This window comes from Nocardia tengchongensis (assembly GCF_054781395.1).
On sequence record NZ_BAAGUM010000004.1, the window covers coordinates 135,846 to 148,830 of the forward strand.

The window sequence follows — 12,985 nt, forward strand, 5'->3', positions numbered from 1 at the left end:
GGGCAGGCGCCGCCCGGAATTCGCGTGCTGCCGGCTTCGGCATGGCCCGCACGGGGGCTGCGGGTGACGGCCGGCCGGCCGCTATGGACCTCGGACCGAAGAACACGCAGGTCCGCAGCCATCCTCGAGGCCGATGTGACACCGATGCAACGACTTTCGGCCCTGCCGACAGGGCTGCCCGGCAGTTGACACTTGCAACTGTGACTTCCGAGTCCTGTGACAGCTCCTATTCGGTACGCGAGACGCTGTCCCAGTTGCGGCTGCGAGAGCTCCTCGGCGAGGTCAAGGACCGAGTCGAGCAGAGTCCGGTGGCCAGCCCTTCACCGAAGACGACGAAGTCCTGGTCCAAGCCTTGGCGGCCGCAGTCGGCACCGCCATCGACAACGCCCATCTCTACGAGTCCTCGCGCACCCGCCAGGCCTGGATCGAGGCCACTCGCGACATCGCCACCGAATTCCTCGCCGGCACCGACCCCGACCGAGTGCTGGCGAACGTCGTCACACACGCCCGCACACTCACCCAGTCAGAACGAGCCTTGCTCGCGGTCACCGATCACCGATCACCCCGAACCCGACCCGAGGAAGTCACCGAACTACGGATCGCCCGCTGGTCGAGCCCCGAAGACGGACCGACCACCACCGTCGTCAAGACCGTGGATACCGCGATCGGCCGAGCTTTCGCCGAACGCACTCCACTACGTTTCGACGCATCCAGCGGCTCTTCGCCGCCGGTCTCAGTCTCCAGGGCACGGTCGCCAGGGCACACTCTCCCGAAGTCCGGCAACGTCTCTCGGATGTGATCAACGAACTGCAGGATGTGGTCCAGGAGATCCGCACCTCGATCTTCGACCTGCACGGCGGCAACGGCAACACCACCCGGCTGCGCCAACAGCTCGAACTGCTGATCGAACAGCACACCGCCGACACCGGTATCCGCGCGTCACTCCGCGTCTCCGGACCATCGTCTGTCGTCGAACCAGCGCTGGCGGACCACGCCGAAGCCGTGGTGCGCGAAGCCATTTCCAGCGCCGTCCGCGACACCGGCGTGCAGGAGACTTCCCTATCCGATCGACGTGTTGATACTGGTCGATCAAAGGCGAGCGAGTAGTGAAGCCCTCACCCTAGTCGCCCTGGCGTTGGAAACGGATGTTCCGAGAAATGCTCTGACACAACGACATACGGATTTGACGAACGAATTCTACGCTCGTGCCGCCGAACGCGGTGCGCCCTCCGAGTTGGAGGCGCAGCTGCGGGCTACGATCGCGAAGCTGAAGAAGACGATCGAGAACAAGAACACCGAGCTCGCCCAGCTCCGCCGAGATGTTCCCGCCCTGGTGCGGGTCGTCAACCATCTCACTCTCGAAAATCAGCAGCTGCGCGACACATTGACCAACCCCAGAGCGACGGTCGTCCCGTTCCCACACCGGCGGCCCGGTCCGGCCCACTGACCAATGCGGTCGGCTCGCCGGACTCTCCCCGGCTTGAGATACGTATCAGCGGTGCACTACGGCCGGTCAGGAGACGATGCGGACGGCGTAGGACATGATGCCGTCTTCTCGGACGCCGGAGACGCGGACCACTTGGGGGGCCTCGACCATTGCGTTGGCAGGCCGTAGCTGAAGCCGAGCGGGGTGGATGTCCGCTCGGCCTCGACTGCTCATTCGTGCGCGTGCACGACCATGACCGGGGAGTGTGCGTGCTGGACCAGCGAGTGCGCGGTGGAGCCGAGCAGCAGGCCCAGGAAGCCGCCGCGACCGCGGTTGCCGATCACGACCAGTTGTGCTCGCTCGGACCACTGTTGGAGTTGGGCGGCCGGGGAGGTTACGTAGACGCGGCGGATCACGTTCACGTCGGGGAATTTCTCCTGCCAGCCGGCCAGGCGCTCGGCGAGCATCGACTCCTCGACGGCCTCGATGTCGCCGAGCGACGGGGTCAGGTCCTCGCCGGCGAACAGGCCTGCGCGCCAGTCGCTCCAGACATGCACTGCCACCAGGTCCGCGCCGCGCTCGGACGCCTCGGCGAAGGCGGCCGCGATGGCGGGTTCGCTGACCGGGCCGCAGTCGATGCCGACCACTACCGGTCCGGTGCTGTGGACCGTGTCGTCCGCCTCGGGATCCGGGCGCACCACGATCACGGTGCCGGCGGCGTGGGCGGTTACCGCCAGCAGTGTCGAGCCCAGATGCCCTAGGGTTCCGGTGTTTCCGGTCGCGCCCAGGACCACGGCGTAGGCCCGCTCGCTGAGGTCGGTCAGCGCTCCCGCGGCGGAATCGTTGACCAGGTATCCGGCCACCGGCAGGTCCGGGTATTCGGCGTGCACGAGGTCGCGGGCACCGCGGAGCGTGGTCTGCCCCTTCGCCCGCAGGGCCTCGATCGCGTCCGGTGTCACGACCGCGTACGGTCCCGCCACCGCGACGGTGCGCGCCAGGTCCAGGCCGTGGATCAGATGGAGCCGACGGCCACGGGTCGCGGCCAGGGCGGCCGCCCAGCGCACGGCGATCTCCGATCCCGGCGAACCGTCCACGCCGACCACCACGCCCGCCGAGACCAGTCGGTGCGGTTCGTCGAATTCCTGCTCAGTCATTGCCATCTCCCGGCGGTGTGGTTTCGATGCGGCCGATCGCCGCTTGATCTCACCGTATGGATTTCGGGGTGCGGTGTACTGCGGCCGATCGTCACCGGCCCGCGGGCCCAAAGGCTGCGCCCGAACGGGCCCATCGCCGCCATCCCCACACCGGCCGCGCCGATCCCCACGAGCGACAGACAGCCCCAACGCAGAACCGTGCGGGCGCGCGCGAGACAGCGAACACCGGGAACAGAGGGACAGCGTCATGCTGCACAGGTCGATCTCGAGAAATCTTGTTTCGCTCGTGAATTCGCCGATCTCAACGAGTTTGCGCAACGATTCCGGATAGCAGTCCAGCAGCTGCTGCACCCTGGCGCGGGAGGAGGCCCACGCGATCGGGTTCATGGCTGACGACTTCGCGCACCTCCCGTAGGTTGCGACGCGCGCGCAGGGCGTAATGACCATCGCCATGGTGACTTCCGTCGCCCGTGCCGTGGCAGGAGTCCTCTGCCCCGCATTCGGCGGCCAGGAGCAAGCTCGAGCCGGTACCGAGTGCTCACTCACCTCCCGAAAGGCGTGTCCAATGAGCCATCACACCGATGCGTACGCGCCCAGCGTGGCCGACGCCATCGACACCGACGATCGCGTCGTCGCCCACCGCGCCCACCGCATTCTGCTCGCCGAGGGCCTCACCGGGCCCGTGCACTGATCCGAGGACATCATGCCGATCCGATCCACCATCTCGCTGGGCCGCGTCGCCGGTATCCGCATCGCCGCGCACTGGTCGGCGGGGATCACCGTGGGACTGTTCACCTGGATACTCGCCTCCTACCTGCGCGGCACGGCGAGCACTACCGTTGTGCTGGTGGCCGCGATCCTGGGCGCGCTCGCGCTGATCGCGTGTCTGTTTGCCCACGAACTGGCGCATTCGATCATTGCCACCCGTCACGGGGTGCGCGTCGAACGCATCGTGCTGTGGCTGCTGGGCGGGGCTTCCGAACTCGCCGACGAACCGCGCGACGCCCGCACCGATCTGCGGGTCGCACTGGTCGGCCCGGGCACCAGTCTGCTGCTGGGCGTCGTGGCCTACGCCGCGGCGGCGGTGTCGGCCGTGTTCTCCCCCGGCGGGCCGGTGACCGCCACCCTGGTCTGGCTGGCGACGGTCAATGTCGTTCTCGCCGTGTTCAATATGCTGCCCGGCGCGCCCCTCGACGGCGGGCGCGTGGTGCGGGCCCTGCTGTGGCGCCGCAGCGGAGACCGGCTGCGCGCGGAGACCACCGCCGCCCGCATCGGCCAATACCTGGGTATGGGCCTGGCCGGCATCGGGATCGCCGAGATCATCGCGCTCGGCGATTTCGGCGGCTTGTGGCTGATGCTGCTCGGCTGGTTCCTCTACACCGCCGCCAATACCGAACTGACCGTCGCCGGCCTGCGACACCAACTGGCCGACACCACGATCGGCGACATCATGACCCCGACGCCGGTCGCGGCCGCCGGCGCCTGGACCGTCGACGAGCTGCTGCGTTCGAGCCTGGTCTACACCCGCCACCGCGTGTTCCCCGTCATCGACGCCGACGGCCGCCCCTACGCCGTACTGGCCTGGGCCGACCTGCTGCACCCTCGCACCCCTACGCGCCCCGGCCTGCGTGTGGCCGATCTGGCCCGCCCGCTCGCGCCCGCCGCGATCGCCCGCCCCCAAGACCTGATCGGCGACATCGTCGCGCGCATCGTGCTGCGCCCCGACCTCGACGTCGTCGCCGTCGTGGATCCGAGTGGACGCCTCACGGGTCTGGTCACGGCCACCGACCTCGCCCTCGCGTGCAACCGCTCGGCGCTGGGCCTGCCCATCGACGCCGCGACGCGATTCGCGGCCGCCGGCGGCGACAGTCCCGCACCCGGCGGCATGCCGGCCTCTGCCGAGATGTAACTCGGGTCCAGGCGAGGGCCCGCCCGCGGCATCGCGCGTGCGAGGCCATGGGGCCGAAAGGCTGTGACATTCTGGGACTGCGGCCCTGGCGGCCGCAGGCTCGCGGCAGTGAACTGCTCGATAACGCGCTCGGAGAGGAAGGGTCAGCGCCATGACGTCCACGCAAGAGACTCACAGCCGCTGGCTCGGACTCACCGCATTGCGCGCCGCCGTGGTGATCACGGCGGCGGGATCGGCTGCCGTGTGTGCGCTGGCCGTGCTGTTCGCCAAAATTCTCGACAACGTCCTCGACGGCGACGGCGTCACCGTATGGGATCGGCCGGTGTCGAGTTGGCTTGCCGCGCATCGCGAACCGGGTTTGACCTCGGTGATGCGTGCGCTGACCGAGGTGGGGAACCCGCCGGTGCTGGCCGCGGTGATGGCGGCCGTCGCGATGGTCACCGCGGCGCGCACGCGCACCCTGCTGCCGATCGCGCTCGGCGCGGCCGCCTATGGCGGCTTCCTGTTGATGGTCGTGACCGTGAAACTGGCGGTGGGCCGGCCTCGCCCGCCGCTGCCCGAGCGCGTTGTCGCCATCGACGGGTCATCGTTTCCGTCTGGACACGCGGCCGGGATCGCGGTCGTCACGCTGGTGTCGGCGTGGATGGTCACCCTCGGGAGTGGACGGCCGCGGTGGATCGGCGTCACCGCTTGGGCGACCGCTGTCCCGCTCGTCGTGGCTGTGGGGTTTTCCCGCGTCTATCTCGGCGTCCACTATCCCAGCGACATCGCCGCCGGCTGGGCATTGGGTGCGGCCTGGGGCGGAGTACTGATCCTTGCAGGCTCCACCGTCACGCCACTGTGGCGGGGACACCCGCTCGGACGACGCCGTTGTCGCCCTTGAACTTCCGGTCCTCCGGGTTCGACCCGATACAACGATTCTGCCCACGGTGACCCGCGTCACCCAGCGCTGAAGGTCTCCGCCGAGGTGTTCCTGAGACTCGTTGAGCCATACCACAGTGCGCGGTCGCACTCGCCCGAGATTCTCGCGCAGCGCGGTGCGCCGGTCGGGGCTGGTCGGATGCCACAGCCGCCACCCACCGCGCTCCCGCAGCGGGGTCAGAGCCTCCCACAAAGCCCGGGTCTTGCCTGTGGGGGAATCCCCCAGTAGCAGCACGAACCTGCTGTGATCACACCGCAGGTCGGTCATACGCGCGTGTGCGCGAGTCGGCCCGGCGCGTGGGAAGTTCGGAACCGACCAAGGGACTAAGGCGTTGAGTCTGTCGACCTCGTGACTTCCTACCGGATAACTCATCCCTTCCCTCCGCTAACCACGCCCACCGACCCCAGTAGATTCGGGTTCCCATGAAATCTCGACACGTTGACTTGACAGGGAAGACCATCACCGTCGAGGTCAACGTCGCCGACGACCTCGACATCCTGGTCTCCGACGACGGCCGTGGCATGCCGGATCACCTGACACCCAGCGGATAAGCCGACCTCGCCCACCGTGCAGAACAATCCGGCGGCACCTTCGCCGCAACACCGACGACACCGAAACCCGGCTACGCTGGTCCGCCCCCCTGCATTGAATCCGGCCGACGGTGCCGGGCACGACGCACACCGTGCGCGCCGACGCCACATCGACTGGGGGCCAAGATCGACCACGGGTCCGGACCGGACGAGAACCGGCTGCGCCCCGCTGAGAACTCCATTTCTGCCGGGCGCAGCCCGTCTGTCGCTAGTAGCCGACGGTGAAGTCGTGGCCCCACAGGCTGACCGCGGTGGATTCGCGCGCGATCCACGAGTGGTCGTCGACTTCGAGTCCCTCACAGCCGAATTCGATGTCGAATCCGCCCGGCGTCTTCATGTAGAAGGAGAGCATCTTGTCGTTGATGTGGCGACCCAGGGTGGCCGACATCTTGACCTTCTTGCGGTTCGCGCGGTCCAGGCAGAGGCCGACGTCGTCGGAGTTCTCCACCTCGACCATGAGGTGCACGATCCCGGTCGGGTTGGGCAGCGGCAGGAACGCCAGTGCGTGGTGGCGCGGGTTGCAGCCGTAGAAGCGCAGCCAGGCCGGGTCGCCGTCGGCGGGACGGCCCACCATCTGCGGGGGCAGACGCATGGAGTCACGCAGCCGGAAGCCCAGCACGTCCTGGTAGAACGCCTGCGCCGCAGCGTCGTCGGTGCAGGTGAGGACCACGTGGCCCAGACCCTGCTCGGCGGTCACGAACTTGTGGCCGTACGGGCTGACGAACCGGCGGCCCAGGTACTGGGCACCGTAGAACGCCTCCAGCGTGTTGCCGGACGGATCCAGGAATCGGATCATGCCCTCGACGCGACGCTCACCGAGTTCTTCCTTGGTGCCCTCGGTGTAGGAGACCCCGGCCTTGTCCAGGCTCTCGCGCAGCTCCTGCAGGCCCTTGGCGTCAGTGACCTCCCAGCCGGAGACCAGCAGCCGGTCCTGCTCGCCGGGCACGATGATCAGGCGGGCGGCGAAGTCGTCCATGCGCAGGTAGAGCGCGTCGGGGTTGAGCCCGCTGCCCTCCATCATGCCGAGCACCTCGAGGCCGTACTCGCGCCAGGCCGCCATGTCGGTGGCCTCGATACGCACGTAGCCCAGTGCCTTGATACTCATGGCCATTCCTCTCGTTCGACATCGAATCGGACCGTGGTCACGCGCTACACCATCGTGTCGCCGGTGGGCAGCCCGAAGGCGTGGTTGCCGTACATGACGTAGGCGCGCTCGGCGTCGTTGGCGGCATGCACGCGCCCGGCGTGCGCGTCACGCCAGAACCGCTGCAGCACTGTGCCATTCTCCAGCGCGGTCGCGCCCGCCGCCTCGAAGAGCCGATCGATGGAGGCAACGGCGCGACCGGTGGCGCGCACCTGATCGCGACGAGCGCGGGCCCTCAGGGCGAACGGAATCTCCCGCCCCGCGACCAGGCACGCGTACTCGTCGGCCACGTTTCCCGACAGCTGCCGCCACGCGGCGTCGATGTCGCTGGCCGCTTCGGCGATCCGGACCTTGCCGAACGGATCGTCCTTGGCCTGCTCCCCCGCGTAGGCGGCGCGCACCCGCTTGCCCTGATGCTCGATATGCGCCTCCAGCGCCCCGTATGCCATACCGACGATCGGGCTGGAGATGGTGGTGGGATGGACCGTGCCCCACGGCATCCGGTACACCGGGTCGGTATTGTGCTCCAGGCCGGGCGCTTTCGCCTCGCCCATGGTCTTGAAGCTGAGGAAGCGGTGTGCGGGAACGAAGACGTTCTCGACCACGACCGTGTTGGACCCGGTGCCACGCAGGCCGACCACATTCCACACATCGTCGATGCGGTAGTCACTGCGGGGAATGAGGAAGCTGCCGAAGTCGACGGGCTTGCCGTCCTTGATGACCGGGCCACCGACGAAAACCCAGTCGGCGTGATCACAACCCGACGACCAAGCCCACGAACCGTTCACGAGGTAGCCGCCCTCGACTACCGTGCCCGCCCCCATGGGCGCGTAAGAGGACGCCACCCGGACATTGGGGTCCTCGCCCCACACATCCTGCTGTGCACGCTGGTCGAACAAGGCCAGATGCCAATTGTGAATGCCGAGGATGCCGGCCACCCAACCGGTGGAGCCGCACGCACCGGAGATCCTGCGGACGGTGTCGTAGAAGACGACCGGATCCGCTGCCCGGCCGCCCCATTGACGCGGCTGCACGAGGGTGAAGAACCCGGTCTCCTGCAGGTCCTTGATCGATTCGTCGGGGATGCGCCGCAAGTCCTCGGTCTGCTGGGCGCGTTCACGCAGGCTCGGCAGCAAGGCCTCGACGCGGCCGATGATTTCCTGGGTCATCTCGCGGGATGCTCCTGACTATCGGGTGACGGGCGACCCCGACCACCGCATAACTAGAACTGGTTCTAGTGAATATTGAGCATGGGCCGCCATGGCGGTAGTGGATTAAACGCCCTAAAGAATGGACTTTTGACCATTGCTCAGCCGTCGCGACATACCTCAAGCTGTCACCGTTCTGAAACAAGTTCCACCGTGTGGAGGAGTGAGTGATGGTGACAATCCCCCAGGGCCGCGGCAGGAAAGTCCGCGAGATCGACGTGGGCTCGATGCCGAACCGGTACGCCCGAGGCTGGCACTGTCTCGGCCTCGCCGAGACCTTCCGCGACGGTGAACCGCACGCGGTCAACGCATTCGGCAGCAAGCTGGTCGTCTGGGCCGACAGCACGGGTGAGCTGAAGGTACTCGACGCCTACTGCCGGCACCTCGGAGGGGACCTCTCCATGGGAAAGGTCAAGGGCGACAATGTCGCCTGCCCCTTCCACGACTGGAGCTGGGGTGGCGACGGCAAGTGCAAGGACATCCCGTACGCGCGGCGGATACCCCCGCTGGCCCGCACTCGGTCGTGGCTCACCATGGAACGCAACGGGCAGCTGTTCGTCTGGCATGACCATGAGGGCAACCCGCCCGCGCCCGGAGTGACCATCCCGCACGCGCCGGGGGCCTACATCGACGCCGACGGCCGCGCCCTCGCCGAGCTGAATCCCACGTGGACGCCGTGGATCTGGAACTCGATCCTGATCGAGGGCTCCAACTGCCGTGAGATCATCGACAACATCGTGGACATGGCCCACTTCTTCTACATCCACTACGCCTTCCCGACCTTCTTCAAGAACATCTTCGAAGGCGAGGTCGCCACGCAGTATCTGGAGACCAAGGGCCGCCCCGATGTCGCGGCTGGGGCCAAGTACGGAGGCGAGACGCTGCTGACCTCGCAGGCCTCGTATTACGGTCCGTCCTACATGATCAATCCGCTGCTCAACAGCTACGGCGGCTTCGAGGTGAGCAGTGTCCTGATCAACTGCCACTACCCGGTCACCCAGGACTCGTTCGTCCTGCAGTACGGCATCAGCATCGAAAAGCCCAGCGGCCTCCCGGACGAGGCCGCTGGGCAGCTCGCCGCCAAGATGACCGAGGGCATAGCCGCCGGCTTCCTGCAGGACGTGGAGATCTGGAAGCACAAGTCCAAGATCGAGAACCCGCTGCTGTGCGACGAGGACGGCCCGGTCTACCAGCTGCGCCGCTGGTACGAGCAGTTCTACGTGGACGTCGCCGACATCGACCCGAAGTCGGTGCAGCGCTTCGAATTCGAAGTCGACACTACCAGGGCCAATGAGGTCTGGGAGGCCGAGGTCGCCGAGAATCTGCGCATGACGCGGGAATCCGTTCCCGCCGGCCCGTCAACGGAAGCGTGAGGAGCTCCCGGGCACGCTCCATGTCGCGGCCGCGCAGGTTTCTGCGGGTCGAGCCGCTGCCCGTGCCGCGACTTCGGTTGCCGGATACGGGCTCCCGCGATCAGATTCCCGCGACCCCGGCGAGGTGACCGATGCCGTAGGTGACGGCCATGGCCAGGGCGCCACCGATGACAATTCGGGCGACCGTGCGAGCATGGCCGGCCCCGCTCAGGTACGCGCTGAGGTTCCCGGTCAGCGCGAGTGCGAGCAGGACCGCGCCGAACGTGACAGGGATTCGCACCGACGCCGGTGTCAGCATGACCGCGAGCAGCGGAAGCAGAGCACCCATGGTGAATGCGACTGCGGACGCCAGCGCCGCATGCCGAGGGTTGGTCAGCTCGTCCGGATCGATCCCCAATTCGGCGTCGACATGGGCGGCGAAGGCATCATGCGCGGTCAGCTCCTCGGCGACGGTCTGCGCAGTGGCCGGAGACAGGCCCTTATTGCGATAGATGGCGGCAAGCTCGGCCAGTTCTTCCTCCGGGCTCTCGAGTAATTCACGACGCTCTTTGGCCAGCAGCGCCTGCTCACTGTCACGCTGCGAACTGACCGAAACGTACTCACCGAGAGCCATCGCCACTGCGCCCGCGGCCAGACCCGCGATACCAGCGGTGACGACAGGTCCGGTCTCGGTGGTCGCCGCCGCTACGCCGACAACGATGCCGGATACCGACACAATGCCGTCGTTGGCGCCGAGCACCGCGGCCCGCAGCCAATTCAACCGGGACGATAACCCCGCACTGTGCGGCTCCCGCTCGTGCAAACCGCTATTGCCCAATGCAGCTTTCTCTGAATCCGTACGCACATCGCAGAGAATAGGGGCCCGGCGGACCCGTCCGCCAGCAATGGCAGCCTCACCAATCTCAGGGCACCCTTGGCATCAATTACCCAGTATGGCAAGGCTTTCCGAACCACTCTGAACGGCTCGGCATCCACTCGGCCGCCAGCTCCTCACCGGTCTCGGCGCTGCGAATGGCGGCGGAGGATGAGGTCGGGCGACCGGCTCGATCATGCTGTTCCAGCGCTGTTGTCGCCGGGGGTGCGCCAGCATCGTGTGCACGCCGTGGTGTTCGGCGGCCCAGTTCACCGCCATGTCCGGCATGGCTCCCGGTATGCCCGTATCGCACTTCCGCGCGAATACACCTGCGCGAAAACGCGTGCACGGAATCTGATTTCCAGCAATGACATCCGTCACAGCCGCGCCCGGATTTGACTCGAGGCGTTTCGGGGTTCAATATTGGTCTGTCTGCACCTCGCTAGGCGAGGCTCCTGTACGAATACAGGCCACTGATCCGACGACGTCGAGAGACGCCCAGGGTTAGGACAGATCTCCCCGGATTAAGGGGTGATCCGAAGTGGCTTCCCGCACAATGGGATACGTCGTGCAGTGCCGAAGCTCTGACGAGAGGGGTGCCCACAACGTCGCTGGTCGCGATGTTGTTCCCCTTCGCTTGGTGCGGCACCGGTTGGTGTGGTCGACGCGCGCGTGCGTCCTGGCGGCAAGGAGGTGAGGGGCGAATTGAGTTCCGGCGATAGTCCGTATCCGAGTCCGGTTCGAAAACCATTGTCGTTCCCGGCTTGCCGCGTACTGAGCGCTTCCTGATTTCTCTTATCGTTCGTCGGCCGATTCGGCGACCGTTTGATTTCGCGTGCCCTGAATGAGGGGCCGACGGGTATTCGAGAAGTCTGGTGGCATTCGGAGATTCCGTGGTGGGCCGATTCTCCGAAAAGAGTTTCATCATGGCCGTCATCGCATTCCCCCGTACCCGTACCCCGCTGACCGTGCTGTCTGTGCTCGGGGACTCGGCGCGCCGAGTTCGCGCCCGCCACACCCTGACCGAGTCCGAGCGGGCCAACCTGCGTATCGCTCGCCCCCCGGTCGCGGCCTACACCGCTTCCCTGGGCGGTCACCCCTACCACGCGTAGGCCCCTCGCGGTCGCGGGCCCGCGCTGCGCGGCTACCTGCGGCTCGCCGTGGTCCTGATCGGCGTCAAGACCTTCCAGTCCATCACCGGATGGCCCGGCCCCGTGCTCGTCCGCGGTGTCGGCATGCTCTGCCGCGAGTGTGCCCACACCGCGGCCGGGATGAGACCGAATCAGCCTCGGCTGAGCGGAATAGCCCTGACCACCAGCAGGATTCGAAACCATGGCAGGAGAACAACCTTTACAGCTCGGGTCGGCTTCAAGGTGGTGGTCAGGATCGCGTCACTGTAGTGTCCCAGGCCGGCAACGCCCGAGATCGTGGGGCCGGCAGCGTGTCCCAGGACCGTGAGTGAGCCGTGGACCACCATCATGGCCACCGTGAGAACAAGTCCGAGGGTGGTGTTCCAGAACCCGATCCGCAGAGCATCGCTGAGACGAGGTGCCTGCTCGGTTATCTCGTCCAGGCCGGAAGCCGCCGCATCGCACAACAGCGGCACCGCGCGTCAGACGTTCACGGCCCGGCGCGCGGAATCCGCGGCGATCTCCGCGGCCCACGAGGAGATGGCGTTCCAGTCCCGCAAGTCGCCGTAGCGCCGTCCGCCCAACAGGAAGTAGCGCAGCCTGGCGCGCATCGGGAGCCCGGCGCGCTCGTAGCGTCCCGCGAATGCCCGGTAGCCGCGTACCGCCAGCGCATCCCGCACGATCGCAATCTCTTTCGGCACCGCACGCGCGACTCGCCGACCGACCGGACCCGTCAGCGCCGGAGCCATACCGATACTGAAAAGCCACACATCCGGTTTCGCCAGCTGTTCCAGCCGCTGGCAGGCGAAGACGACGAAGGACTTCAGCAACGCCTCGTGATACACCGGACTGCCCAGCACCACCGTATCGAACCCGCTCAGGTCCGGCACCCGGTGACCGATCGCCACCACCTCCACCACCGTGTCGGAGGATTCGAGTCCCTTGCCGATGACTTCGGCGACTTCCTTCGTCGTCCCCTGCCCCGTCGCATAGACCACGGCCAACCGCCGCACCCTCATACCCATGCCCGCCAGCCTGCGGACCGTGCGCCGACTCTCGGCAGAGGAATGATGCCCCTGCCCGTGGGACCACGGTAATCCGTTGTCCCGTCGATAGCGGAGGCGGATGGGAAGGGTCCCGGGCCGATCGCCGTCACCGCTCGGGACGAAAGTCCCCGATCCACTGGCGAAGGTCAGGAGGCGAATTCCGGCCCTATCTCCGACAGCGCGTAGTTGATTACTTTGCGGTAGCCATAAGACGTATGCGAGGAGGATGC

Annotated in this window: 12 protein-coding genes, 1 pseudogene and 1 riboswitch; of the genes and pseudogenes, 7 read left to right on the forward strand and 6 right to left on the reverse strand. The window is 66.9% G+C overall.

Translation table 11 applies throughout. The annotated features are described in order from the left end of the window. Window positions 1-301: 301 nt before the first annotated feature. A pseudogene (locus ACYVKL_RS05795) lies at window positions 302-1,044 on the forward strand (sensor histidine kinase); the annotation flags it as partial. Window positions 1,045-1,183: 139 nt separating this feature from the next. Beyond that, a complete protein-coding gene (locus tag ACYVKL_RS05800) occupies window positions 1,184-1,447 on the forward strand; it encodes a hypothetical protein (protein ID WP_379174045.1) in 264 nt (87 codons plus the stop codon). Window positions 1,448-1,656: 209 nt separating this feature from the next. On the opposite strand, the gene ACYVKL_RS05805 is transcribed toward ACYVKL_RS05800, so the two are convergent. Then, a complete protein-coding gene (locus tag ACYVKL_RS05805) occupies window positions 1,657-2,580 on the reverse strand; it encodes a universal stress protein (protein WP_379174047.1) in 924 nt (307 codons plus the stop codon). Between the two features lie 565 nt (window positions 2,581-3,145). On the opposite strand from ACYVKL_RS05805, the gene ACYVKL_RS05810 reads away from it, so the two are divergent. From ACYVKL_RS05810 to ACYVKL_RS05820, 3 genes are all read left to right on the forward strand, one after another. Beyond that, window positions 3,146-3,271: a hypothetical protein gene (locus ACYVKL_RS05810; protein WP_379174048.1), complete on the forward strand. Its 126-nt coding sequence runs from the start codon at window positions 3,146-3,148 to the stop codon at window positions 3,269-3,271. 12 nt (window positions 3,272-3,283) lie between these two features. Beyond that, window positions 3,284-4,489 (forward strand): site-2 protease family protein, encoded by a 1,206-nt coding sequence (locus ACYVKL_RS05815; protein WP_379174049.1) that lies wholly within the window; start codon window positions 3,284-3,286, stop codon window positions 4,487-4,489. Between the two features lie 151 nt (window positions 4,490-4,640). After that, window positions 4,641-5,372, forward strand: a complete 732-nt coding sequence (locus ACYVKL_RS05820; RefSeq protein ID WP_379174051.1) for a phosphatase PAP2 family protein — start codon at window positions 4,641-4,643, stop codon at window positions 5,370-5,372. An 837-nt stretch (window positions 5,373-6,209) separates the two neighbouring features. Here ACYVKL_RS05820 and hsaC read toward each other — a convergent pair. Together hsaC and hsaA are read right to left on the reverse strand one after the other, a co-directional pair. Beyond that, complete coding sequence (gene hsaC, locus ACYVKL_RS05825; RefSeq protein WP_460771278.1) at window positions 6,210-7,106, reverse strand: iron-dependent extradiol dioxygenase HsaC; 897 nt, start codon at window positions 7,104-7,106, stop codon at window positions 6,210-6,212. Window positions 7,107-7,150: 44 nt separating this feature from the next. Continuing rightward, on the reverse strand, window positions 7,151-8,314 hold the full coding sequence (hsaA, locus tag ACYVKL_RS05830) for a 3-hydroxy-9,10-secoandrosta-1,3,5(10)-triene-9,17-dione monooxygenase oxygenase subunit (RefSeq protein WP_379168919.1): 1,164 nt from the start codon (window positions 8,312-8,314) through the stop codon (window positions 7,151-7,153). Window positions 8,315-8,523: 209 nt separating this feature from the next. Between hsaA and ACYVKL_RS05835 the strand changes: the two genes are divergently transcribed. Then, a complete protein-coding gene (locus ACYVKL_RS05835) occupies window positions 8,524-9,726 on the forward strand; it encodes a 3-ketosteroid-9-alpha-monooxygenase, oxygenase component (RefSeq protein ID WP_379168921.1) in 1,203 nt (400 codons plus the stop codon). A 100-nt stretch (window positions 9,727-9,826) separates the two neighbouring features. On the opposite strand, the gene ACYVKL_RS05840 is transcribed toward ACYVKL_RS05835, so the two are convergent. After that, on the reverse strand, window positions 9,827-10,543 hold the full coding sequence (locus ACYVKL_RS05840; RefSeq protein ID WP_379169840.1) for a VIT1/CCC1 transporter family protein: 717 nt from the start codon (window positions 10,541-10,543) through the stop codon (window positions 9,827-9,829). Window positions 10,544-11,010: 467 nt separating this feature from the next. Continuing rightward, window positions 11,011-11,182, forward strand: a riboswitch (M-box (ykoK) riboswitch). 323 nt (window positions 11,183-11,505) lie between these two features. Here ACYVKL_RS05840 and ACYVKL_RS05845 point away from each other — a divergent pair. Continuing rightward, window positions 11,506-11,691 carry a hypothetical protein gene (locus ACYVKL_RS05845; RefSeq protein WP_213561482.1) on the forward strand — a complete coding sequence of 62 codons (186 nt, stop codon included), beginning with the start codon at window positions 11,506-11,508 and terminating at the stop codon, window positions 11,689-11,691. A 170-nt stretch (window positions 11,692-11,861) separates the two neighbouring features. On the opposite strand, the gene ACYVKL_RS05850 is transcribed toward ACYVKL_RS05845, so the two are convergent. Next, window positions 11,862-12,185 carry a DUF2871 family protein gene (locus ACYVKL_RS05850; RefSeq protein ID WP_379168923.1) on the reverse strand — a complete coding sequence of 108 codons (324 nt, stop codon included), beginning with the start codon at window positions 12,183-12,185 and terminating at the stop codon, window positions 11,862-11,864. Between the two features lie 6 nt (window positions 12,186-12,191). After that, on the reverse strand, window positions 12,192-12,734 hold the full coding sequence (locus tag ACYVKL_RS05855; protein ID WP_379168925.1) for a flavodoxin domain-containing protein: 543 nt from the start codon (window positions 12,732-12,734) through the stop codon (window positions 12,192-12,194). Window positions 12,735-12,985: the final 251 nt, after the last annotated feature.

Excerpts from the sequence above, each read along its gene's own strand:
- ACYVKL_RS05835 (WP_379168921.1), top strand. The coding sequence starts at position 8,524 with ATGGTGACAATCCCCCAGGGCCGCGGCAGGAAAGTCCGCGAGATCGAC.
- hsaA (WP_379168919.1), bottom strand. The coding sequence starts at position 8,314 with ATGACCCAGGAAATCATCGGCCGCGTCGAGGCCTTGCTGCCGAGCCTG.
- ACYVKL_RS05820 (WP_379174051.1), top strand. The coding sequence starts at position 4,641 with ATGACGTCCACGCAAGAGACTCACAGCCGCTGGCTCGGACTCACCGCA.
- ACYVKL_RS05855 (WP_379168925.1), bottom strand. The coding sequence starts at position 12,734 with ATGGGTATGAGGGTGCGGCGGTTGGCCGTGGTCTATGCGACGGGGCAG.
- ACYVKL_RS05845 (WP_213561482.1), top strand. The coding sequence starts at position 11,506 with ATGGCCGTCATCGCATTCCCCCGTACCCGTACCCCGCTGACCGTGCTG.
- ACYVKL_RS05815 (WP_379174049.1), top strand. The coding sequence starts at position 3,284 with ATGCCGATCCGATCCACCATCTCGCTGGGCCGCGTCGCCGGTATCCGC.
- ACYVKL_RS05810 (WP_379174048.1), top strand. The coding sequence starts at position 3,146 with ATGAGCCATCACACCGATGCGTACGCGCCCAGCGTGGCCGACGCCATC.
- hsaC (WP_460771278.1), bottom strand. The coding sequence starts at position 7,106 with ATGAGTATCAAGGCACTGGGCTACGTGCGTATCGAGGCCACCGACATG.
- ACYVKL_RS05805 (WP_379174047.1), bottom strand. The coding sequence starts at position 2,580 with ATGACTGAGCAGGAATTCGACGAACCGCACCGACTGGTCTCGGCGGGC.